This is a genomic window from Streptomyces sp. NPDC003023 (assembly GCF_042888225.1).
GTDB lineage: Bacteria > Actinomycetota > Actinomycetes > Streptomycetales > Streptomycetaceae > Streptomyces.
Genome location: NZ_JBIAPL010000005.1, coordinates 309,252 through 330,467, shown reverse-complemented (window position 1 = coordinate 330,467; position 21,216 = coordinate 309,252). Strand labels below are relative to the sequence as shown.

Here is a 21,216-nt window from a genome sequence, read left to right as displayed (position 1 = left end):
TAGACCTGTCGGAGCCTCGAGAAATGGGTCCCATGAGCAGCAACCGAGCACTCCTGGAGGTGATCGCCCTCGACGCCGAGGACGCGGTCGCCGCCCAGTCCGGAGGGGCCGACCGGCTGGAGCTGGTCACCGACATGGCGGCGGACGGGCTGACGCCCCCGGTCACCACCTACGCGTCGATCCGCGCGGCCGTCGACATCCCGCTGCGCGTGATGCTCCGCCTCGCCGACGGCTTCGCGGCCGGCGGACCGGCGGACGCGGACGCGCTCGTGCGCGCGGCGGAAGGGCTGAGAGACGCGGGCGCGGACGAGTTCGTCCTCGGCTTCCTCGACGACCACGGCCAGCCCGACCTCGTCACCGTCGAGCGCCTGCTCGCCGTCCTCGACGGCTGCCGGTGGACCTTCCACCGGGCGATCGACCGCGCCGCCGACCGTGACGCACTGCGCAAGCAGCTCGCGGACCTGCCGGGCCTGGACACCTACCTGACGGCCGGATCCGCGGCCGGCGTCGACGACGGCATGCCGACGCTCCTCGCGGAGGCCGCACGGGCGGGCGAACCGGGCTACGAGCCCCGGATCCTCGTCGGCGGCGGCCTCCGCCTGGACCACGTCCCGCACCTGCGGGCGGCAGGAGTGACGGGCTTCCACATCGGGGGCGCGGCGCGCCCCGAAGGATGGTCGGGACCGGTCGTCCGGGCGGCGGTGCGCGGGTGGCGCGAGGTACTGGACGTGTAGCGCGATCCGACCGCTGCGCGCAACCGCCTCGTTCTGCGGGCGGTCACGACCCGGGTTCGGTGGCCGGCGGGGCAACTCGAGCCCCGCCGGCGTTCGAGGCGCGGGGTTCGGGGCGGAGCCCCGACGGGGTGGCTAGCCGGCGGCCAGTTCCGGCGGCAGGGGCCGCGCGTGAAGGATCGTCAGACCGGAGACCGCCCTCGTCAGGGCGACGTACAGCCTGCGCAGCCCCGTCCGCAGGTCCGGTTCCGCCGCGACAATCGCGGACGGCTCCTCGAGGACCACATAGTCGTACTCGAGGCCCTTGGCCAGCGACGCCGGCACCAGCGTGAGTCGCGACTCGGCGGTCGTCTCCTCGCCGGGGGAGAGATGGGGCATACCGGCCTCGGCCAGAGCGGCGGCCAGCGCCGGGACCCGCGCGTCCGCCGCGATCAGGCCGATGGACCCCTCGTGCCGGAGGGACTCCGCGCACGCGGCGACCACGGCCGCGTCGAGATCGTCGGCGACGGGGCGCACGGCGAGCGAACCGGGAGTCTCACGGACGGAGGAGACCGCGGCCAGCCCCGGCGACATGTGGGGCAGGAGGCGCGAGGCGTAGGCGATCACCTCGCGGGGGACGCGGAAACCGGCCGTGAGTTCCTCGACGACCGCATCCGGCTTGCCCAGGTGCGTCAGGGCGTCGGCCCAGGACGCCGTGGCCCAAGGCGTCGTGCCCTGTGCCAGGTCGCCGAGCACCGTCGCGGAGCCGGTGGAGCAGCGCCGGCCCACCGCGCGGTACTGCATGGGGGAGAGGTCCTGCGCCTCGTCGACGACGACGTGTCCCAGGGACTGCGTGCGCTGCACCAGGTCCGTCGCCTCGTCGACGAGCACCGCGTCCGCCGCCGACCACTTCGCCGACTTCACGCTCCGGGGCGGCTTGGGGCAGAGAATCGTGGCCTGCTCGTCGGCGGACAGGACACCCTCCGCGTGCGCGGCGAGGAAGTCGGGGTCGCCGAGCAGCCGCAGCACCAGTTTCGCCGGGTCGACCGGCGGCCAGATCGCCTTGACCGCCGCCTTGACCGCGGCGTTCCTGGCGACCGAGTCCTGGACGCGGTCGTCCGGCGCCTCGCCGGACTGTTCCATGCGGACCAGCACCGTGTGCGCGATCCGCTGCGGAAGGGCGTCGCGGGCGGCGCCGTAGCGGATGTCGCGGTCGAGCAACTCGCGGACGATCTCCTCGAGTTCGTACGCCGGAACCCGCCACCGGCGGGACCCGCGGACGACGACCACCGGCTCGGTCGGGATCGTCACATGGGAGCGCAGAGCGCGCCGCAGGACCTGTGCCATCCTCGCGTCGCCCTTGATCACGGCTGCCGCCGCCGAGTCCTCGCCCCGCACCTCGACGTGCGCGACGAGGTCGTCGACCGTGGACTGGTTGACCTCCAACTCGCCCAGGGCGGGGAGGACCTGCTCGATGTAGTGGAGGAAGGAACGGTTCGGCCCGATGACGAGAGTGCCGGTGCGGGCCAGACGGTCGCGGTGTGCGTACAGCAGATACGCGACACGGTGCAGACCCACCGCCGTCTTCCCCGTGCCGGGTCCGCCCTGCACGCACACCGTGCCGGACAGGCCACTGCGGACGATCTCGTCCTGTTCGGGCTGGATCGTCGCGACGATGTCCCGCATCGGGCCGACGCGCGGCCGTTCGATCTCCGCCTGGAGGAGCTTCGACGTCTGCTCGGCCTCCGACGGGTCCGTGAGGTGCTCGTCCTCGTACGCGGTGAGCTCGCCGCCCGTGTATCCGAAGCGCCGACGCAGACCGACGTCCTGCGGGTCCTTCCGGGACGCCCGGTAGAACGGCTGGGACACCGGGGCGCGCCAGTCGATCACCATCGGGTCGCCCCCGGCGTCGTGGACGTGCCTGCGCCCGATGTAGAAGCGCCGGCCCTCCTGCGTGGTGGGCAGGTAGTCGAGGCGGCCGAAGAAGAGGGGGGTGTGGGAGAGATCGGCGAGCGACTTGATCCGCTCCTCGATCTGAGCCCCCAGCACGACGGCGTTGACCCAGTTCGCCGTGACGTCCTTGATGTCGAGCGACTCGACGTCCTCGCGCATCGCGCGCAGGGCCGATCGCGACGCGGTGAGGTGGGCGCGCTCCCGGGCGAGAGGGCCGTCGCCGTCGGGGGCGGTGGTCGCGGAAACGTCGGGTACAGGGGCGTGCGCGGGCACGGGTTGCCTCCGGCTGAGCTGCGTGATCACGACATGGCGGACCGGCCGGTTTCCGTCCGGGCGGCGGCGCTCCTCGAAGGAGGCGGGGAGAGTCCCGGCGATGCCGGGGCAAGCCCGCGATTGTAGTTGCGGCCGTGAGCGGGGGCGAACGGTTTTCTCGTGGCGGTCACCCCCACGGTCATTCCCGTAGGGGACGCGCTCTGTCTCAGGTAGTACGTGAGGCCCCTCGTGGTTCAGCCCGCAGCCCGATGCTCCGACCGGGTGACGTGAAGCACCCTGGATACATGACCACAGCGACCCTCACCCCCGGAACCACACTCCACGGCGCGACCGCGAGCGGCGCCGGCGACCACCCGCACCACCGCGTCGGCAACGCCCTGCGTGCGGTCAAGGTCTTCGCGGGCGCGGTCTTCAGCGTCGCGGTCCTCGGCGAGTACGCCGAGGAGGCCGGCGTCCGCCGCCGCTGAGCACGTCCGGCGCCGCTGAGCACGTCCGGCGTCCGGCGTCCGCGTGCGGCGTCCGGGTGCGGCCTGGGCGCTGGGCAGGACCCGTCCCGAAGCCGGTGCGGGCCCGAACCCCGTCCGCCTTGCGTACCGCGTGTCGCTCTGCGGCGAGGCGTACCGCGCTTCGAGCAGAGCCGCCAACGCCGGCCCGCCCCCGCCCCCGTCCTCGCCCCGCTCCCGCCGCAGGCACGGACCGCGTCAGCGCACCGGGTCCTCGCCCGCCAGCAGGTCGTCCGAGTCGATGATCCGGTAGGCGTAGCCCTGCTCCGCCAGGAAGCGCTGGCGGTGGGCCGCGAAGTCCTGGTCGATCGTGTCCCTCGCCACCACCGAGTAGAAGTGCGCCTTGTGGCCGTCCGCCTTGGGGCGCAGCACCCGGCCCAGCCGCTGTGCCTCCTCCTGCCGTGAACCGAACGTGCCCGACACCTGGATGGCGACCGTCGCCTCCGGCAGGTCGATCGAGAAGTTGGCGACCTTCGACACGACGAGCACGTTGATCTCGCCGTTGCGGAAGGCGTCGAAGAGCTTCTCGCGCTGCGAGTTCGGCGTCTCGCCCTTGATCACCGGGGCGTCCAGGTGCTCACCGAGCTCGTCGAGCTGGTCGATGTACTGGCCGATGACGAGGGTCTGCTGACCCGCGTGCTTGCGCACCAGCTGCTCGGTCACCCTGCGCTTCGTCGCGGTCGTCGCGCAGAAGCGGTACTTCTCCTCCTGCTCCGCCGTCGCGTACGCCAGCCGCTCCGAGTCGGTCAGGTTGACCCGTACCTCCACACAGTCCGCCGGAGCGATGTAGCCCTGCGCCTCGATCTCCTTCCACGGCGCGTCGAAACGCTTCGGCCCGATGAGGGAGAAAACGTCCGACTCGCGGCCGTCCTCGCGCACCAGCGTGGCCGTGAGACCGAGCCTGCGGCGGGCCTGGAGGTCGGCGGTGAACTTGAAGACGGGGGCGGGCAGCAGGTGCACCTCGTCGTAGACGATCAGGCCCCAGTCGCGGGAGTCGAAGAGCTCGAGGTGCGGGTAGATCCCCTTCCGCCTGGTCGTCAGCACCTGGTAGGTGGCGATGGTGACCGGGCGGATCTCCTTCTTCGTGCCGCTGTACTCGCCGATCTCGTCCTCGGTCAGCGAGGTCCGCTTCACCAGCTCGTGCTTCCACTGGCGGGCGGAGACGGTGTTGGTGACGAGGATCAGCGTGGTGGCCTTCGCCTGCGCCATGGCTCCGGCGCCGACCAGGGTCTTTCCGGCGCCGCAGGGGAGGACGACGACGCCGGAGCCGCCGTGCCAGAAGCCCTCGACGGCCTGCTGCTGGTACGGCCGCAGCGCCCAGCCGTCCTCGGCCAGCTCGATGGCGTGCGCCTCGCCGTCCACGTAGCCCGCGAGGTCCTCCGCCGGCCAGCCCAGCTTGAGCAGCGTCTGCTTGATCTGTCCGCGCTCCGAGGGGTGCACGACGACCGTGTCCGGATCGATCCGGGTGCCGACCAGCGGCTGGACCTTCTTCGACCGGAGGATCTCCTCGAGCACCGGCCGGTCGGTGGTGGTGAGGACGAGCCCGTGGGTGGGGTGCTTGGACAGGGTGAGCCTGCCGTAGCGGGCCATCGTCTCCGCCACGTCCACGAGGAGGGCGTGCGGCACGGGGTAGCGGGAGAACTCCACCAGCGCGTCGACGACCTGCTCGGCGTCGTGCCCGGCTGCCCGCGCGTTCCACAGGCCGAGCGGTGTCACCCGGTAGGTGTGGATGTGCTCGGGGGCGCGCTCCAGCTCGGCGAAGGGCGCGATGGCGCGACGGCAGGCGTCCGCCTGCTCGTGGTCCACTTCGAGCAGGAGTGTCTTGTCACTCTGGACGATGAGCGGTCCGTTCACGCCACACCCTTTCACCGGGTATGCCCCGGTTTCTTCTCGGGCCGGTCCGTCCGTACGGGACCCGGCCAAACAACCAGTGTCCCGCATCGCGCGACTGTCCGGGGAGAGCGCGGGTAGCCGGAACGCCATGGATACCGGAGCACGGCCCCGCCGCGAGTGGGGCAGAAGCGTCTTACGGGTGTGCCTGATCGTCTGCGCCTTCGTCGCCCTGGTCCTCTTCTCCGCCGTCCTCGCCCGGCTGACGCTCGCGCCGTCGCACGCCTCTGAGGGCGTGGTGAGCGCCAACCTGCGCCCCGGTGCGTCGCTGCGGCAGTACGCGCAGGACTACACGTTCCTCGCCGCCTGCAAGCAGGTGGGCGGCAATCTGCTGCTCGGTGTCCCCTTCGGGGTGCTGCTGCCGGTGCTGATGCCCCGTTCGCTGCGGCTGCCGCGGGTACTGGCACTCACCGTGGTGGTGATGGCGCTGGTGGAGCTGGTGCAGGGCGCGATCGTCGCGGGCCGGGCCTTCGACGTGGACGACGTGATACTCAACACGACGGGCGCGCTGATCGGATACGTCGTGCTGGGACGCCGACTGGGCCGTGCGTGGCGCGGGCGGCGCGGCGAGGCGCGGCCGGGGAGGCCGGAGCCAGAAACGAAGGAACCAGGGGAGCGGGAGGCGGAGGAGCCGGAGCCCGGGAAGGCGGCGGCACGCTCCTCCGGGTGGAGTCTCAGCCGGCGTCGTCGGCCAGTTCCGCCACGCCCGTGATGCGGTGCAGCGGATAGGTCCGCACCTCGTCCGCGGTGTGGTCGTAAGCCGTCACGAAGCCGCCCTCCACCCGTACCGGCGCGATGACACGCTGACTGGCCGCCCCTTCCGCGTTGACGTAGCCGATCCAGACGGCGGAGCCGGTGAGCGCGGCGGCCTGGACGGTGGCGAGCGTCTCGGCGGAGGTCGTGCGCGGCAGCCCGCCGGCCGGGCGCCGGCCGTGCTCGTCGGCCGGCTTGCGTACGACGGTGGCCGCCATGTCGCCCGCCCTGATCGCCTTCACGGCGGCGCCGAGCAGCGTGCCGTCCGGCACGGGCGGGCCCTCCGGTACGGGAGCCGGCGCGGCGCGCGGCGGGGTGCGGCGGGCGTGGGCGCGGGTGATCAGCACATCCCCCTGCGCCGACTCCGCGGCCGGTGCGTAGCCCATGGCGCGCAGCCCTTCGAGGAGCGTCCCCGGGTCGGCCTGGGCGGCGAGGACGGTGGGCGCGAGGCGCCGCAGGCCGAGGCCCTGGGAGCGCTTGTCGGCGAGGATCTCGCCCAGTACCGCGTCGTCGTCGCAGCGCACGTAGGCGGACGCCGCGCCGATGCGGAGATGGCCGTGGCGGCGGGCGACGTCGTCGATGAGGTAGCTCAGCGGCTGCGGAACGGGCGTACGGGAGTGAGTTGCCAGGAACGCGTGCAGGTCGGCCGCCGCCTTGCCGGCGTCCAGCGCGCGCCGCACCGAACCGGGCGTGAAGCGGTAGACGGTGGCCCCGCCCTTCGACTCGACGTCGGCGAGCACGGCGAGCGTCTCCGCGAGAGGACGCTCCAGCGGGCCGGGCGCGACCGCCGTGAGGTCGGCCTGGAGCAGCACATGGTCGAGGGGCTCCGGCAGGAGCGGCGCGAGTGCCTTCACGGCACGGGCGCGGCGGTCGCCGAACGCCACGCCGTCCGCGGGGTCTTCGCCCAGCAGCGCGCGCCCGTGGGAGGACAGCGCTCCGCGGCCGGTCACGCCGAGCAGCTCCGCCTCCGACAGCGTCCACGTCGCGAGCCGTGCCCGCAGGTCCGTGGCAGGGCCCGCCGCGTCGCCGCGCAGCGGTCGCTCCCAGCGCAGCCGGGACAGCAGTGACTCGTGGGAGGGGGCCGCGCCGTGGGGGAGGTCCGCCGCCAGCCGGAGGACGCGCCCGCGCACCTCGACGGCGGCCGCGCGGTCCAGGTCCGGTCCGAGTGCGGCGAGCGTGCGGCCCTTGGCGTCCTGGCTGCCGACAAGGCCCGGTGTCCGGGTCGCCGTCAACCAGGCGGCGGCCAGGTCACCCCACCTCTCCGCGGGCGGGAGCTCGAGCCACTCGTCGTACGCCGGGGTGGGCGCGTACCGCTCGTCAGCCTCGCCGTCGGAGGCCAGCAGACCTGCCGCGTAGGTCAGTTCCAGCCAGAAGGCGGCGAGCTGCTCGCTCGTGTCCAGTGCGGCGGCCGTCCGCTTGAGGTCCCGTACGGCGAGACCGCCGGCGCGCAGCACCGCCGGGCCGCCTTCGTGCCAGTCCTTCAACAGGTCCTCGACCGTCGTCAGCGCCGTGTACGCCTGCCCGGCCGCCGCGTTGTCCACAACCTGTGGACGGTATTCGGAGGCGACGGCGACGGCCGGCGGAAGGGGCTCCGGCACCCGGTGCGCGCGCCCGGCCCGCAGATGCAGTGCCACCTCCCGGGGCAGCACCACCGTGCGGGCGGACGTCGGCAGCAGCAGACCGTGGTCCCGCAACCACCGCACCGGCGGCGCCGGATCGGACGTCACCTCCCCGTACGGAGGCCCCCACACCAGCCGGTCCAGCACGGCCAGCGCCTCCGGCGGAGCCGTGTCCAGCAGCGCGGCCATCCGCGACCGGTCCGTCACCAGCGCGGTCAGCGACGCGACCGCCGACACCGGGTCGTGCGTCGTCGGCAGCTCCGCCGCCGCGATGATCTCCTGGAGCCGGCCGGGCGACATGCCGGCCGTCGCCTCCGCAACGGTCGGGCCGAGGCCGGTCGGCGACGGGCGGGTCGGGGACGGGGCGAGCAGCTCGCGCGCCGTACGCACCAGCCGCAGCCGGTCGTCACCGCCCCACACCAGGGCCTGCCGGCGCAGCGTTCCGAGCGCCCGCGGGAGGACCGCCTCCGTCGTCTCGTCGCCGTCGTCACCGGTCATCAGCGCGAGCAGCGTGTCGTACGGCGCCGGGTCGGGGGCCACCGCCAGCGCCTCCGCGGTCTGCAGGGCGAACCGGTCCAACCGCTCCAGGGCACGCACCACGGAGGCGCGGGTGCCGGCGCGGGTGGCGAGCTGGGTGACGTCGTTCGGCACCGGGCTCAGCAGATCGGGGCGGGCGCGCAGCAGCGCGGCCAGCTCCTCGTCGTCGCGGGCGCGCAGCGCTTCCGCGAGGGTGCGCGGGCTGCTGCCGCTTCCTTCGGGCATGGTCCCCATCCGCCCCACGTTAGCCCCTGGAGCGCTACCGTCGGGGACAGGGCGGCCCGGGAAGGCGGGCGGCCCGTGGCCAGTGCAGGGGAACCGCCGGTGGGGATCGAGAGCGACCAGCTCGTCTACGACTATCTGAGCCGTGTGGGCGACCTGGCCCAGCAGGCCCAGCTCCCGTCCGGCACGCGGATGCGGCTCGTGACGACGCTGCGCACGGAGATCGAGCAGCAGCGCACCAGGATCGGCGGCGACAGCCCGGCGGGTGTGCGCCGCATCCTGGGACGACTCGGTACGCCGGACGAGGTGGTGACGTCGGCGGCGTCGCGGGACGACGACGCGTCGCCGGGGCCCGGACCGGCGGCCGCGCCGGTCGACACGGCCTCGGCCGGGGCCGCGGGCACGTCCTCGTCCCCGCTGCCGCGCCAGCGCGGACGGCGCCGCCTGCCGAGGCCCCGTGACGCCGATGCGCCGCCGTCGCCCGCGCCGCACGAGGCGGCGTCACCGCCGCACCTGGCCGGCATGGACGAGCTGGGGCCCTCCGGCTCCGAGCCGGACTGGTGGCGCGTCGACCCGCGGGCGATGGGCGCGGGCGACGGCGTGGCCGGGTTCGTGGGCGGCGTCGAGATCCCCGAGATACTGAAGCCGCCGCCGGACCCCTCCGAGGTCGAGGCGGACGAGGCGGAGCCGGCGGAAGCAGGTACGGAGACGGAGCCCGAGGGGCGCCGTCGGCTGGTACCACGACTGCTGCGCCGACGCGCCCTCGCGGAACCGTCCCCACGGGCGGCGGGCCTCGGCAGCCCGGTACTGCTGCTCGCAGCGGCCCTGCTCGTCGTGGGCGCGGCCCTGGGATCGCTGATCGCGCTGGGCCTCGGCTGGCTCCTCGCGTACGCCTCCCGCCGGCTGTCGCGGACCGAGGCCAAACTGGCCGTGTTCGGCATCCCCGGCACGGCCGCGGCGGCCGGAGTGCTGTGGCTGTGGGGCCGCGTCAACGAGCACTGGGGCGAGGTGATCACCGAGGGCGGGACGCGGGACGCGCTGACGGCTACGTGGCCGTGGGTGCTGAAGGGGGCGGCGGTCGCCTCCGCGCTCTTCTTGCTGTGGCGGGCCAGACGGGCACGCTGACCCTCACGAACCGGGCTCCGCCCGGCCCCTGTGCCGCCCTGCGGGGGTGTACCGCGCTCCGCGCGGCGGCCTCAATCGCCGACAACTCCGGCCTCGCCCGGCGTTGGAGGCGCCGGGGGTCCGGGGCGGGGCCCCGAAAACACGTCGTGAAGCGCGGTATCGCCCATACGAACCGCGCTCGCCCGGACCCGTTGCTGCCTTCCGGGTGGTGTACCGCTTCGCGTGGTGGCGTCAATCTCCCTTTGTGGCCTGGTGGCCGTGGGCTGGGGGGGTGCCTCCCACGCCGCCGGGCATAGCGGGAGAGCCTCCAGCCGGGCTGATATGCCGCGCAGCGGCATCTCCGGCCTCGTCGGCGTTGGAGGCGCGGGGCACGCGAAATGCCGCGCTGGGCACGAGGGTTCGGGTGGGGGCCTCCTACGCCGCCGGGCGTAGGAGGCCGAGCACCCGAGAACGCCGCGCGGAGCGCGGTACCGCGGGGCTCAGCCCGCCAGGTGGCCCTGGAGTTCGTCCAGGATGACGGCGGCGGCGGTGTAGCCGATGCCCTGGATCCACAGCTCGTCCTCCACGCCGAACACCTTGTCGTTCTTCGCGGCCTTCATGCTCGTCCACAGCGCACTGTCCAGCGTCTGCTTCTGCTTCGCCTTCTCCGGGTCGCCGTACGTCGAGTGGAAGACGACATCGGCGTCGGCGGCGTCGATCTTCTCGGGGCTCACGTCGTACGAGAAGCCGTCCTTGGCCTTGTCGGTGACGGCCGGGCGGCCCAGGCCGATGTCGGCGAGGATCGTCGAGATGTAGTTCTTCCTGCCGTAGATGCGGATGTCCGCGCCCTCGACGAAGCGGACCACGTTGACCTCGGTCGCCGCCGCCTTCTCCTTGCCGCCGAGTGCCTCGGTGACCTTCCCCGCGTGCGCGGTGTAGTCGGCGACGGCCTTCTTCGCCTCCGCCTGCTTGCCGAGCGCGTCGGCGTGGAGCTGGAAGTTCTCCTTCCAGGGCTCACCGGTGGTCTCGGTCATGACCGTCGGAGCGATCTTCTTCAGCTCGGCGTACTTGTCGCCGTGCCGGATCTTGCTCGTGAGGATCAGGTCGGGCTTGAGCGCGGCGATGGCCTCCAGGTTCGGCGTCATCATCTCGCCGACGTCCGTGATGCCCTCGACCTTGTCCTTGGGCAGGTACGGCAGGAAGCCGGTCTCGGTGCCCGTGTGCGTGGCGCCGACGGGCTTGACACCCAGCGTGATCGCGGAGTCGAGCTCAGCGGTGTCGAGCACGACGACCCGCTTGGGCGCGTCGGGCACCTCGACGTCGCCCATGGCCGTCTTCACCGTGTGCGTGCCCGCGGACGACGCCGAGGGAGCGGAGGAGCCGGTGTCCTCACTCGTACCGCAACCGCTCAGCGTCACCGCGGCGGTGAGGGCGAGGGAACCGGCGAGGAGGCCGCGGCGGCGAAGCGTGTTACTCATGGACAGACCTTTCAGGCGGACTGCTGGGTGGGAGTGGGGGCCTGGGGCGGCGCGGGGGAGTAGGGCGCTCCCGGCACGACGAGGGGCGACCCGGTCACCGGGTCGGGGACGACGACCGACTCCATGCCGAACACCTCGTGGACCAGCTCGGCGGTGACGATGTCGCCCGGACGTCCCTCCGCGACGATCCGGCCCGCCTTCATGGCCACGAGATGGTCGGCGTAGCGGGCGGCCTGGTTGAGGTCGTGGAGCACGGCGACGACCGTCCGGCCGCGTTCGTGGTTCAACTGCCGTACGAGGTCGAGCACCTCGACCTGGTGCGCGATGTCGAGGAACGTCGTCGGCTCGTCGAGCAGCAGCAGATCCGTCTCCTGCGCGAGCGCCATGGCGATCCACACCCGCTGGCGCTGACCGCCGGACAGTTCGTCGACGGGCCGGTCGGCGAGCGCGGTCACGTCCGTACGCTCCATGGCGTCCGTCACCGCGCGCTCGTCCTCCTGCGACCACTGCTGCCACCAGTGCTGGTGGGGCTGGCGTCCGCGGGCGACGAGGTCGGCGACCGTGATGGCCTCCGGCGCGACCGGCGACTGGGGCAGCAGCCCGATCGACTGCGCGATCTTCTTCGTGGGGATCGCGGAGAGCTCGGCCCCGTCGAGGAGCACCGCCCCGCCCTTGGGCTTCAGCAGCCGGCCCAGCGCCCGCAGGGTCGTCGACTTGCCGCAGGCGTTGGGGCCGACGATGACCGTGACCTGCCCGTCGGGGACGGCCAGGTCGAGCTCGTGCACGACCGTGCGGTCGTCATAGGCGAGCGTCAGCTCGCGAGCCGTCAGCCTGCTCACGACTTTCCTCCAACGGTTCGGCTGCGGATGATGAGCCAGATCAGGTACGGGGCGCCGATGGCGGCCGTCAGCACGCCCACCGGCAGCTCGGTGGGCGAGAACATCCGGCGGGCCGCGAGATCGGCGAGGACGACGATCACCGCGCCGAGCAGCGCGGAGCACAGCAGCGGGATCTGCGCGGTACGGGTCATCCGCCGGGCGATCTGCGGCGCGAGCAGCGCCACGAAGTCGACGGGACCGGCGGCGCCCGTCGCGACCGACGCCAGTACGACCCCGAGGAACACGAGCCCGAGCCGCACCTGGCCGAGCCGCACGCCGAGGGCGGTCGCCGTGTCGTCGTCCATCGCCACCGTGCGCTGGGCGCGTGCCGCCCACAGCACGGCGGGCAGCAGGACCAGCAGCGTCCACCCGAGCGGCGCGGCCTCCTCCCAGCCGCGGCCGTTGAGCGAACCGGTCATCCAGATCTGGGCCTGCTGGGCGACCAGGTAGTCGCCCTTGGTCATGAACAGCGTCGTGACGGAGCGGAGCGCGATCGCGAAGCCGATGCCGATGAGGACGAACCGGGTGGCGTGCAGCCCGCCGCGCCAGGCGAACAGGTACACGAGCGCGGCGGCGAGGATGCCGCCGGTGACGGACAGGTAGGGGAGAACGGAGTACGAGGTGACGCCGAAGGTCATCGCACCGACGGTCAGCGCGCTCGCGCCCTGGCTGATGCCGATGATGTCGGGGCTGGCGAGCGGATTGCGCGCGACGGTCTGGATCAGCGCGCCTGCGACGCCGAACGCGGCGCCGACGAGCAGACCGAGGACCATACGGGGCAGCCGCAGCGTCCCGACGACGAGTTCGTGCGGCGACGGCTGCCCGAAGACGACCTTCAGGACCTCGCCGGGTGCGACGAAGCTCTCGCCGACGCTGAGGTAGGCGACGCAGACGGCGGCGAGCAACGCGGCGAGGCCGAACACGACACCGGCGGCGCGGCGGTGGAGCAGGAAGCTGCCGCGGCCGCCGGCCCGCACGAGGGTGTAGCCGGCGGGCCGGACGATGCGGGCGGTCCGGGCGGTCCCGGTCGCTCGGATGGTCTTGGTCTCAGCGCTCACGCGGCGCCCTCCTCGAGGCTCACGCCGGTACCGCCTTGCGGCGGACCAGGGTCACCAGGAACGGCACCCCGATAAGCGCTGTCATGACACCCGCCGGCACCTCGCTCGGAGGGAAGACGATCCGGCCGATCACATCGGACACCAGCAGCATCACCGGGCCGATGAGCGCGGCCATCGGCAGCACCCAGCGGTGGTCGCTGCCGACGATCGCGCGGGCGATGTGCGGCACGGCGAGGCCGATGAAGGCGATCGGGCCGGCGGCCGCCACCCCCACCCCCGTCAGCACCGTCGCGCCGGCACCGCCCACGATCCGTACCGTCGCGACGTTCTGCCCGAGGCCCTTCGCGACGTCCTCGCCGAGGGCCAGCGCGTCCAGGCCGCGGGCCACCGCCATCACGAGGACGACACCCACCAGCAGGAACGGCCAGATCTGGCCGACCACTTCGGCGTCCCGCCCGGCGACCGAGCCGACCTGCCAGAAGCGGAACTCGTCCAGCGCCGCCGCCTTCGTCGTCAGCACGCCCATCGTCACGGACACCAGCAGGGCGTTGATCGCCGCGCCGCTGAGCGCCAGTTTCACGGGGGTGGCGCCGCCGCGGCCGCGGGCGGCGATCGCGTACACGGCGACCGAGGCGACAGCCGCACCCGCGAAGGCGAACCAGACGTATCCGGTCAGTGTGTGCACCCCGGTGAAGGCGATGGCCAGCACCACGCCCACCGACGCGCCCTGGCTGATGCCGAGGATGCCGGGGTCGGCGATCGGGTTGCGGGTGATGCCCTGGAGGGCCGTGCCGGCGAGGCCCAGCGCCGCGCCGACCATCAGAGCGATGACCGTGCGCGGCACGCGCAGTTCGCGGACGACTTCGGCGTCGGGGCTGTGTCCCCCGTTCAGTACGGCGTCGAGGACGGCGGACGGGGCCACCGTGCGCGCGCCGATCGCGAGGCTGAGCAGCACCGCGAGCAGCAGGGCGGCGACGGCGGCGGCCGTCCACCCGATGCGGCGGGCCGCGAGCGCGCGTCTGGCTGACATGGGCACCAATCGGAGGCAGGGACCGGCGTCGGGAGACCGGCAGGGTTGGTAAGGCTTGGCTAAGTCTATGCGTCCGAAAATGCGTACCCACGGGTGGGCACAATGAGCCCCATGGCTCCTCACACGGCCCCGCGCCCCGTCACCGCCCCGCTCACCGTCGGGTTCGACCTCGACATGACCCTCATCGACTCACGGCCCGGCATCCACGCCGCCTACCGTGCGCTGTCCGCGGAGACGGGCGTCCGGATCGACGCGGACCTGGCCGTCACGCGCCTCGGGCCGCCGCTGGAACAGGAGTTGGCGCACTGGTTCCCCGACGAGCGGATCCAGGAGATGGCCGACCGCTACCGCGAGATCTACCCCGCCCACGCCATCACGCCCACGCTCGCGATGCCCGGCGCGCGGGAGGCCATAGCCGCGGTGCAGGAGTTCGGAGGGCGGGCGATCGTCGTCACCGCCAAGCACGAGCCGAACGCCAAGCTGCACCTGGCGCACCTCGGTCTGGCCCCCGACGAGACGATCGGCTGGCTGTGGGCGGAGGCCAAGGCGGAGGCGCTGCGCGAGCACGGGGCGAGCGTGTACGTCGGCGACCACGTCGGCGACGTACGGGGGGCCCGCGTCGCGGGTGCACTGTCGGTCGCGGTGCCGACCGGGCCCTGCGATTCGGACGAACTGCGCGAGGCGGGCGCGGACGTGGTCCTGGAGGACCTGACCGCGTTCCCGCAGTGGCTGCGTTCCTACTGTGCCGACCGGCTGGATCTGGCCTGACGCCGCTGCGCGGCGATCGACCGGAGCACCCCCGCGGCGGCGACGAGGAACCCGACCCCCATCAGCATGCTCACCGCGTACGCGACGGTCGGAAAGGGCTCGGTGCCCAGGAACAGCGGGGCCACCGTCACCAGGGTGGCGACCGCGCCGACGATGAAGACGACGGCGCCGGCACGCACCAGCCCGTCACCCGGGGCGGGAGCGGTCGCGGGAGGAGTAGCAGTCATTCGGCCAGGGTAGTTCCCTTGCGCACAGGAACCGATCGGGGACGTCTTGTCACCAGCCTCTGGACCATTAGCCTTGGGGGTGGCGGGTCAGGCGACCCGCTGTAGTGCTATCAAGAGCCGTTTTTCGGCGCCCCAACTTGCGGTGCACCAGCGCCCAACGAGTACGAGGACGAGGACAGACGTGCCTACCGGCAAGGTCAAGTGGTTCAACAGCGAGAAGGGCTTCGGCTTTCTCTCCCGCGACGACGGCGGCGACGTCTTCGTGCACTCCTCCGTGCTCCCGTCCGGAGTCGAAGCCCTGAAGCCGGGGCAGCGCGTCGAGTTCGGCGTGGTGGCCGGCCAGCGCGGCGACCAGGCGCTCTCTGTGACACTGCTCGACCCGGCCCCGTCAGTGGCGGCCGCCCAGCGGCGCAAGCCGGACGAACTGGCATCCATCGTGCAGGACCTCACGACCCTGCTGGAGAACATCACCCCGACGCTTGAGCGCGGCCGCTACCCCGACAAGGTGCAGGGCGCGAAGATCGCGGGCCTGCTGCGCGCGGTGGCCGACCAGCTCGACGTCTGACCCGACCTGCCGAGTCCAGGAGCTTCAGACGAATGACAGCGCGTCCCGGCCGAGGGGCGGTACAAGACCCTCGGCCGCGGCACGCGTCAGCAGCCCGCGCACGGCGGCATAGCCGCTGTCCCCCAGGTCGGCCGTGAACTCGTTGACGTACAGCCCGATGTGCTGGTCGGCGACGGCCGGGTCCATCTCCTGGGCGTGCTCGAGCACGTACGGACGGGAGGCCTCCGGGTCGTCCCACGCCATGCGCACGGAAGTACGCGCCGACCGCGCGAGCAGACGCAGCGTCTCCTCGCCCAGCGACCGCTTGGCGATGATCGCGCCGAGCGGGATCGGCAGCCCCGTCGTGGACTCCCAGTACTCGCCCAGGTCGGCGAGGCGGTGCAGACCGTAGTCCCGGTAGGTGAAACGGGCCTCGTGGATGACGAGCCCGGCGTCGACCCTGCCGTCCCGCACGGCAGGCATGATCTCGTGGAACGGCATCACGACGACCTCGCCGACGCCCCCGGGAACGACGTCCGCCGCCCACAGCCGGAACAGCAGATACGCGGTCGAACGCTCGCTCGGCACCGCGACGGTCTTCCCCGCCAGGTCCGCCGGGCCCGCCTCCCGGGTGAGCACGAGGGGGCCGCAACCGCGGCCCAGGGCACCGCCGCACGGCAGCAGCGCGTACTCGTCCAGTACCCACGGCAGCACCGCGTACGACACCTTCAGCACGTCGTACTCGCCGCGCTCCGCCATCCCGTTCGTGATGTCGATGTCCGCGAACGTCACGTCCAGCGCGGGCGCGCCCGGCACCCGGCCATGGGCCCAGGCGTCGAAGACGAAGGTGTCGTTCGGACAGGGGGAGTACGCGATCTGCAGGGTCACGGTTGCTCCTGGAGTACGGGGGCGAGCTGGTGGAACGCCTGCCGCAGCGCCGCCAGCGCGTCGCCGATGCGCCAGGCCGCGCGGTCTCGGGGGCCGACCGCGTTCGACACGGCACGGATCTCGACGACGGGCACGCCATGGGCGGCGGCCGCCTCCGCGACACCGAAACCCTCCATCGCCTCGACGGCGGCGCGCGGGTGCCGGGCCGCGAGCTCGTCGGCACGGGCGGCGGTCCCGGTGACCGTGGACACGGTCAGCACGGGCGCGTGCGCGGCGCCGAGCGCCTCGGCGATGCGCCTGGAGAGAGCGGCCGGGGAGGGGTGCACGGTACGGCCGAAGCCGAGTTCGTCGACGGGCAGATAACCGTCGGGAGTCTCCGCGCCGAGATCGGCGGCGACGACCGCGTCGGAGACGACCAGGGACCCCACGGGCGCGTGCGGCCGGAAGCCGCCGCCGATCCCCGCCGAGACGACGAGGTCGTACGGCACGTCCGCGACGGCGAGCGCGGTCGCCGTCGCGGACGCGACCGCCGCGGGGCCGACCCCGCCGACGAGGACGTCGTACGCGGGGGTGCGCGTCAGCGCGTACCCGCCCGGGAGAGCGACAGCGGTGCCCCGCACGTCCGCGACGACGGCGGCGGCCTCGGCCGCCACCGCGGTCACGACAAGAACGCGCACGACGTCGGCCTCCGGGTCAGGACTCCTTCTCGAACTGGAAGTTCCAGATGCCGACGACCTTCTTGCCCTTGGTCTCCATGATGCTGACGGACGTCTTGGTCGTCGGCTCACCGGTCATCGAGGAGAAGAACGCGTTGCCGGGGATCGTCCGGTACGTCTTCTTGAACGGCTCCTGCTCAACCGGCTGAGCGCCGAACAGCAGGGTGTAGCCGTTCTCCGCGATCTCCGGGTCGACGCCCATGCGGACCTTGTCGTCCATGGCGACAGAGACGGTCTCCGTGGGCTTCTTGGTCAGGCAGTCCTGGATCTCGGACTCCTTGATCGCCTCGCCGTCGTTGTAGCAGGCGGCCTCCGCGTGCACGGAGTCCGAACCGATGGTCACCGTGACGAGCGGCGTCGGCTTGTCGCAGGCGGAAAGGACGAGGAGCCCGGCGGACACGGCACCGAGAGCGGCAGCGGCCCGGCGGCGCTTGCCCGAGTAGAACGCAACGGTCATGAGCCGAAGGCTATCGGGCGCGCTCCGCCCTGCCGCGCGGGGGTACGCGGCGCGGCGGGTCCGTGGGGGGTCCGGTTACGCCGCGTGGGGGCCTTCGGCCCCGTTTTCGCGGGGGTGTGGGTGGGGGTGGTCCGCTGCGCGGGGTGTTTCGGGGGCCCTGCCCCCGAGCCCCCGCGCCTCAAACGCCGGCGAGGCTGAAGTTGCCTCCCGGCTGCGAGCTGGTGCCGCGCAGCGGCTTCTCCAGCCGGCTGGGGCCGCCCAGCCACGGCTGCCGGGCCGTGGGCGGAGATCGGAGCCACGGTGCGAAGCGCGGTACACCGCCAGGCGGGGGCGGCACCGGGCCCGGTGGGGTGGTGCACGGTTCGGCGGCGTGGTCTCGGCTTCGGTGGGCGGCACATCGCCTGGCGGGTGGGCTCGGCTTCGGTGGGCGGCACATCGCCTGGCGGGGTGGGCTCGGCTCCGGTGGACCGACACACCGTCGACGGGTGGGCTCGGCCTTGGTGGTGCGGTGTGGAACCCGGTTGCGGCTGGGTGGTGCACGGTTCGGCGGGTGGGCTCGGCTTCGGTGGGCGGCACATCGCCTGGCGGGGTGGGCTCGGCCTTGGTGGTGCGGTGTGGAACCCGGTTGCGGCTGGGTGGTGCACGGTTCGGCGGGTGGTCTCGGCTCCGGTGGGGCGGTGCACCGTCTGGCGGGGGGTGCCGGGGCCGGTGGGCGGCATCGGTTTCGGCCGGGCCGCAGGTGGGGGTGGCCCGGGCTATGCGACGCGGGCCCGCGGCGCGCCGCCGCGGTGGCGCGCCGCGCCCAGCAGGCCGCGGCCCGCCGTCAGCGCGCCCGCCGCGACGACTCCCGCCGCCACCGACATGCCGACCACGCCGTTCAGCGGCAGCACGATGCCGATCGCGCCGCCCACCACCCACGCCATCTGCAGCAGAGTCTCGGACCGGGCGAACGTCGACGTGCGGACCTGTTCCGGGACGTCTCGCTGGATCACCGCGTCCAGTGAGAGCTTCGACAGCGCCTGGGACAGGCCCGCCGTCGCACCCAGTACCGCCACCATGCCCGTGCCGAAGAAGATCGCCGCCGTCACGGCGGCCGCCAGGACCAGCGTCAGCATCGTGGCGATGATCGCCTCCGGTGCGCGCGCCTTCAGCCAGGCCCCGACGGCGGTGCCCAGCGCGTTGCCCGTGCCCGCCGCTACGCCCACCATTCCCAGCGAGACCGCGGCGGACTGTCCGGAGAGCGGATGCTCCCGCAGCAGGAACGCCAGGAAGAAGATCAGGAACCCGGACAGCGCGCGGTGCGCCGCGTTCGCCTGGAGTCCGTGCAGGACCGAGGGGCCGACCGTGCGCAGGGTCGGCTTCTTCTCGCCGTGGGCGAGCATGTGCACCGACGTCTCGCCCTTCGCCGAGTCGACCTTGGGCGGCATCGTGAAGGCCCAGAACGTACCGAGGATGAACAGTACGAACGCCCCGTACAGCGGCCATTTCGGCCCGATCTGCTGCAGTCCGATCCCGACCGGTGCCGCGATTCCCGTCGCGAGGAGACCGGCCAGGGTCACTCTGGAGTTCGCCTTCACGAGCGAGAACTTCGGTGGCAGCAGGCGTGGCACGACGGCGCTGCGCACCACCCCGTACGCCTTCGATGACACCAGTACACCCAGCGCCGCCGGATACAGCTCCAGGCCGCCCGTCGCGACGGCGCCCGACATCATGAGCGCCAGCAGCGCGCGGGCGAGCATCGCGCCCGCCATGGCCGCGCGCCGGCCGTGCGGGACGCGGTCGAGGAGGGGGCCGATCACCGGGGCGAGCAGGGCGAAGGGCGCCAGTGTGACGGCGAGGTAGAGCGCAACGCGGCCACGGGCCTCGTCGGTCGGTACGGAGAAGAACACCGTGGACGCGAGGGCGACCGTGATCATGACGTCGCCCGCGCCGTTCACGGCGTGCAGTTCGATCAGCTTCCCGAGACCCGACTCGCCCGCGCCGTGGGCGTGGGTCGCCCTGCGGATGCCGCGGGCGGTGCCGGTGAAGGGGAGGTGCAGGGCACGGCCCACCGCCCGGCCCGCCCTGCGGACCGGGCCGTGTCCATGGGACGACCTTGCGGCTGCCACCCCGTCATAGTGCCCCAACCCCTGCCGCCCCGAACCGAACGAATGCCGCGGTGCGGCGTGTTTTCTCCTTGCCGGGTCATCGGCGCAGGCCTGGACCGCTCTGTGACGGGTCCGCGGAGCCCCTTCGAGGCCGCCGGTTCGTCCCGTGTTGGGGCGGGCAGGTGGGCGGCGGGCGTAGGAAGGGGTAGCGTGCGTAGCGCGCCACCGGCGGTTGTTCTCGGCCGCGCGCCTCTTCGGCATCCCGCAGAATGGATGACGTTAGGTGTGCCCGGGATCAGGACGGTCCGGGCGTGCGGACGTCGATGCGGCCCTCTGGTCCGCTCCGTGCGCCGCCCTCACCCGTACCTCGTGATCGGCCGAGCGCATCCGTGAGACGGCGTAGGAGAGAAGCGAGACTAGTGAGTGCTGCGACGACGCGAAGCCGTACCCCTGACCGTCTGTGCGCCGAGGCGGTAGACCTCGCCCGGAAGGCGGCCGAGGAGGCCGCCGCCCCCGGGGTGGTCGGAGAGCATGTGTCGCTCGTCTCCGAGGGGGACCGGGTCGTCACGCACTTCTTCGAGTGCCAGGAGATGGGCTACCGGGGCTGGCGCTGGGCCGTGACCGTCACCCGCGCCTCGCGGGCCAAGGTCGTCACCCTTGACGAAACCGTCCTGCTGCCGGGCCCCGACGCGCTGCTGGCCCCGGAGTGGGTGCCGTGGAGCGAACGGCTGCGACCCGGCGACATGGGCCCCGGCGACCTGCTGCCCACAGAGGCGGACGACCTGCGGCTGGAGCCCGGCTACACCGGTGAGGACGAGCCGCCGCCGAACTCGGTCCTCGCCGAGCACCCGCCGTCCCACGACCTGGTCGAGCGGGTCGAGGCGGAGGACGCGGAGCTCACGGACCGCAGGCCGGCGATCGAGGCGACGGCGAACAACGGCCGGGGCCAGATCGCCGCCCTCGCCGAGGAACTGGGCATGCGCCGGGCCCGCGTGCTGTCCCGTTACGGGCTGCACACGGCGGCCGACCGCTGGGAGGAGTCCTTCGGCGCGAAGACGCCGATGGCGCAGGCGGCCCCGGCGGCCTGTGTCACCTGCGCCTTCCTGATGCCGATCGCGGGCTCCCTGCGGCAGGCCTTCGGCGTGTGCGCGAACGAGTTCTCGCCGGCGGACGGGCACGTCGTGTCCCTGACCTACGGCTGCGGCGGGCACTCGGAGGCGGCCGTGATGCCGAAGCCGCCGACTCCGGCGCCCCCGGTGCTGGACTCGATGGCGGCGGACGAATTCCCGCTCCGTCCGGCGCGGGACGGCGGCTCCGTGCCGGACGAGGCTGACGGAGCGTCGGAGGACCTGGGGCACTCGTAGCGACGTGCCCTGCGGGCCGGCGGCCGTGGGTGGCGTACCTCCCACGCCGCCAGGCGCAGGGGAGCGCCCCGGCCCGTCGGCGGGCAACTCCAGCCTCGCCGGCGTTTGAGGCGCGGGGTCCGGGGCAGCGCCCCGAAACACCCAGCGCCGCGCGGTG

19 protein-coding genes are annotated in these 21,216 nt (G+C 73.1%); 7 read left to right on the top strand and 12 right to left on the bottom strand.

Annotated features, from left to right (window positions below):
* Positions 1–32 precede the first annotated feature (32 nt).
* Entirely contained in the window at positions 33–734 is a 702-nt protein-coding gene (locus tag ACFYV1_RS19515; RefSeq protein WP_389396742.1) for a copper homeostasis protein CutC, read from the top strand.
* A 132-nt stretch (positions 735–866) separates the two neighbouring features.
* Here the strand turns inward: ACFYV1_RS19515 and ACFYV1_RS19510 are convergent, their stop codons facing one another.
* The gene (locus tag ACFYV1_RS19510; protein ID WP_389396741.1) at positions 867–2,936 is read right to left on the bottom strand and encodes a HelD family protein; all 2,070 of its coding nucleotides are present in this window, start codon (positions 2,934–2,936) and stop codon (positions 867–869) included.
* Between the two features lie 284 nt (positions 2,937–3,220).
* Here ACFYV1_RS19510 and ACFYV1_RS19505 point away from each other — a divergent pair, with 284 nt between their 5' ends.
* The gene (locus tag ACFYV1_RS19505) at positions 3,221–3,403 is read left to right on the top strand and encodes a hypothetical protein (protein ID WP_389396740.1); all 183 of its coding nucleotides are present in this window, start codon (positions 3,221–3,223) and stop codon (positions 3,401–3,403) included.
* A 234-nt stretch (positions 3,404–3,637) separates the two neighbouring features.
* Here the strand turns inward: ACFYV1_RS19505 and ACFYV1_RS19500 are convergent, their stop codons facing one another.
* Positions 3,638–5,293, bottom strand: coding sequence for a DNA repair helicase XPB (locus ACFYV1_RS19500; RefSeq protein WP_389396739.1), 1,656 nt, complete (start codon positions 5,291–5,293; stop codon positions 3,638–3,640).
* Positions 5,294–5,420: 127 nt separating this feature from the next.
* Between ACFYV1_RS19500 and ACFYV1_RS19495 the strand changes: the two genes are divergently transcribed.
* Positions 5,421–6,041 carry a VanZ family protein gene (locus ACFYV1_RS19495; RefSeq protein WP_389396738.1) on the top strand — a complete coding sequence of 207 codons (621 nt, stop codon included), beginning with the start codon at positions 5,421–5,423 and terminating at the stop codon, positions 6,039–6,041.
* Here the strand turns inward: ACFYV1_RS19495 and ACFYV1_RS19490 are convergent.
* Positions 6,004–8,463: a helicase-associated domain-containing protein gene (locus ACFYV1_RS19490; RefSeq protein WP_389396906.1), complete on the bottom strand. Its 2,460-nt coding sequence runs from the start codon at positions 8,461–8,463 to the stop codon at positions 6,004–6,006. The genes ACFYV1_RS19495 and ACFYV1_RS19490 overlap by 38 nt on opposite strands.
* 75 nt (positions 8,464–8,538) lie before the next feature.
* On the opposite strand from ACFYV1_RS19490, the gene ACFYV1_RS19485 reads away from it, so the two are divergent.
* Entirely contained in the window at positions 8,539–9,585 is a 1,047-nt protein-coding gene (locus tag ACFYV1_RS19485; protein ID WP_389396737.1) for a hypothetical protein, read from the top strand.
* A 479-nt stretch (positions 9,586–10,064) separates the two neighbouring features.
* Here ACFYV1_RS19485 and ACFYV1_RS19480 read toward each other — a convergent pair whose 3' ends face one another.
* The 4 genes from ACFYV1_RS19480 to ACFYV1_RS19465 are packed head-to-tail and all read right to left on the bottom strand — an operon-like array spanning position 10,065 to position 14,008.
* Positions 10,065–11,042: an ABC transporter substrate-binding protein gene (locus ACFYV1_RS19480; RefSeq protein WP_389396736.1), complete on the bottom strand. Its 978-nt coding sequence runs from the start codon at positions 11,040–11,042 to the stop codon at positions 10,065–10,067.
* 11 nt (positions 11,043–11,053) lie between these two features.
* Positions 11,054–11,881: an ABC transporter ATP-binding protein gene (locus ACFYV1_RS19475; protein WP_389396735.1), complete on the bottom strand. Its 828-nt coding sequence runs from the start codon at positions 11,879–11,881 to the stop codon at positions 11,054–11,056.
* Positions 11,878–12,978 carry a FecCD family ABC transporter permease gene (locus ACFYV1_RS19470; RefSeq protein WP_389396734.1) on the bottom strand — a complete coding sequence of 367 codons (1,101 nt, stop codon included), beginning with the start codon at positions 12,976–12,978 and terminating at the stop codon, positions 11,878–11,880. Before ACFYV1_RS19470 ends, ACFYV1_RS19475 begins: the two co-directional genes overlap by 4 nt.
* 19 nt (positions 12,979–12,997) lie before the next feature.
* On the bottom strand, positions 12,998–14,008 hold the full coding sequence (locus ACFYV1_RS19465; protein WP_389396733.1) for a FecCD family ABC transporter permease: 1,011 nt from the start codon (positions 14,006–14,008) through the stop codon (positions 12,998–13,000).
* A 102-nt stretch (positions 14,009–14,110) separates the two neighbouring features.
* Between ACFYV1_RS19465 and ACFYV1_RS19460 the strand changes: the two genes are divergently transcribed.
* A complete protein-coding gene (locus ACFYV1_RS19460) occupies positions 14,111–14,776 on the top strand; it encodes an HAD family hydrolase (protein ID WP_389396732.1) in 666 nt (221 codons plus the stop codon).
* Here the strand turns inward: ACFYV1_RS19460 and ACFYV1_RS19455 are convergent.
* On the bottom strand, positions 14,746–15,003 hold the full coding sequence (locus tag ACFYV1_RS19455; RefSeq protein WP_389396731.1) for a hypothetical protein: 258 nt from the start codon (positions 15,001–15,003) through the stop codon (positions 14,746–14,748). The two genes, ACFYV1_RS19460 and ACFYV1_RS19455, sit on opposite strands and share 31 nt — an antisense overlap.
* A 181-nt stretch (positions 15,004–15,184) precedes the next feature.
* Here ACFYV1_RS19455 and ACFYV1_RS19450 point away from each other — a divergent pair, with 181 nt between their 5' ends.
* Positions 15,185–15,568: a cold-shock protein gene (locus tag ACFYV1_RS19450; RefSeq protein ID WP_389396730.1), complete on the top strand. Its 384-nt coding sequence runs from the start codon at positions 15,185–15,187 to the stop codon at positions 15,566–15,568.
* Positions 15,569–15,592: 24 nt separating this feature from the next.
* Here ACFYV1_RS19450 and ACFYV1_RS19445 read toward each other — a convergent pair whose 3' ends face one another.
* From ACFYV1_RS19445 to ACFYV1_RS19430, 4 genes are all read right to left on the bottom strand, one after another.
* Positions 15,593–16,435 carry a 1,4-dihydroxy-6-naphthoate synthase gene (locus ACFYV1_RS19445; RefSeq protein WP_389396729.1) on the bottom strand — a complete coding sequence of 281 codons (843 nt, stop codon included), beginning with the start codon at positions 16,433–16,435 and terminating at the stop codon, positions 15,593–15,595.
* Positions 16,432–17,112, bottom strand: a complete 681-nt coding sequence (locus ACFYV1_RS19440; protein ID WP_389396728.1) for a futalosine hydrolase — start codon at positions 17,110–17,112, stop codon at positions 16,432–16,434. Before ACFYV1_RS19440 ends, ACFYV1_RS19445 begins: the two co-directional genes overlap by 4 nt.
* 16 nt (positions 17,113–17,128) lie before the next feature.
* Complete coding sequence (locus ACFYV1_RS19435; protein WP_389396727.1) at positions 17,129–17,608, bottom strand: DUF2771 domain-containing protein; 480 nt, start codon at positions 17,606–17,608, stop codon at positions 17,129–17,131.
* A 755-nt stretch (positions 17,609–18,363) separates the two neighbouring features.
* Entirely contained in the window at positions 18,364–19,716 is a 1,353-nt protein-coding gene (locus tag ACFYV1_RS19430) for an MFS transporter (RefSeq protein ID WP_389396726.1), read from the bottom strand.
* A gap of 398 nt (positions 19,717–20,114) precedes the next feature.
* Between ACFYV1_RS19430 and ACFYV1_RS19425 the strand changes: the two genes are divergently transcribed.
* The gene (locus ACFYV1_RS19425; protein WP_389396725.1) at positions 20,115–21,059 is read left to right on the top strand and encodes a DUF3027 domain-containing protein; all 945 of its coding nucleotides are present in this window, start codon (positions 20,115–20,117) and stop codon (positions 21,057–21,059) included.
* The last annotated feature ends 157 nt before the right edge of the window (positions 21,060–21,216 follow it).

Excerpts from the sequence above, each read along its gene's own strand:
- ACFYV1_RS19515 (WP_389396742.1), top strand. The coding sequence starts at position 33 with ATGAGCAGCAACCGAGCACTCCTGGAGGTGATCGCCCTCGACGCCGAG.
- ACFYV1_RS19505 (WP_389396740.1), top strand. The coding sequence starts at position 3,221 with ATGACCACAGCGACCCTCACCCCCGGAACCACACTCCACGGCGCGACC.
- ACFYV1_RS19495 (WP_389396738.1), top strand. The coding sequence starts at position 5,421 with ATGGATACCGGAGCACGGCCCCGCCGCGAGTGGGGCAGAAGCGTCTTA.
- ACFYV1_RS19490 (WP_389396906.1), bottom strand. The coding sequence starts at position 8,463 with ATGCCCGAAGGAAGCGGCAGCAGCCCGCGCACCCTCGCGGAAGCGCTG.
- ACFYV1_RS19480 (WP_389396736.1), bottom strand. The coding sequence starts at position 11,042 with ATGAGTAACACGCTTCGCCGCCGCGGCCTCCTCGCCGGTTCCCTCGCC.
- ACFYV1_RS19465 (WP_389396733.1), bottom strand. The coding sequence starts at position 14,008 with ATGTCAGCCAGACGCGCGCTCGCGGCCCGCCGCATCGGGTGGACGGCC.
- ACFYV1_RS19460 (WP_389396732.1), top strand. The coding sequence starts at position 14,111 with ATGAGCCCCATGGCTCCTCACACGGCCCCGCGCCCCGTCACCGCCCCG.
- ACFYV1_RS19455 (WP_389396731.1), bottom strand. The coding sequence starts at position 15,003 with ATGACTGCTACTCCTCCCGCGACCGCTCCCGCCCCGGGTGACGGGCTG.
- ACFYV1_RS19435 (WP_389396727.1), bottom strand. The coding sequence starts at position 17,608 with ATGACCGTTGCGTTCTACTCGGGCAAGCGCCGCCGGGCCGCTGCCGCT.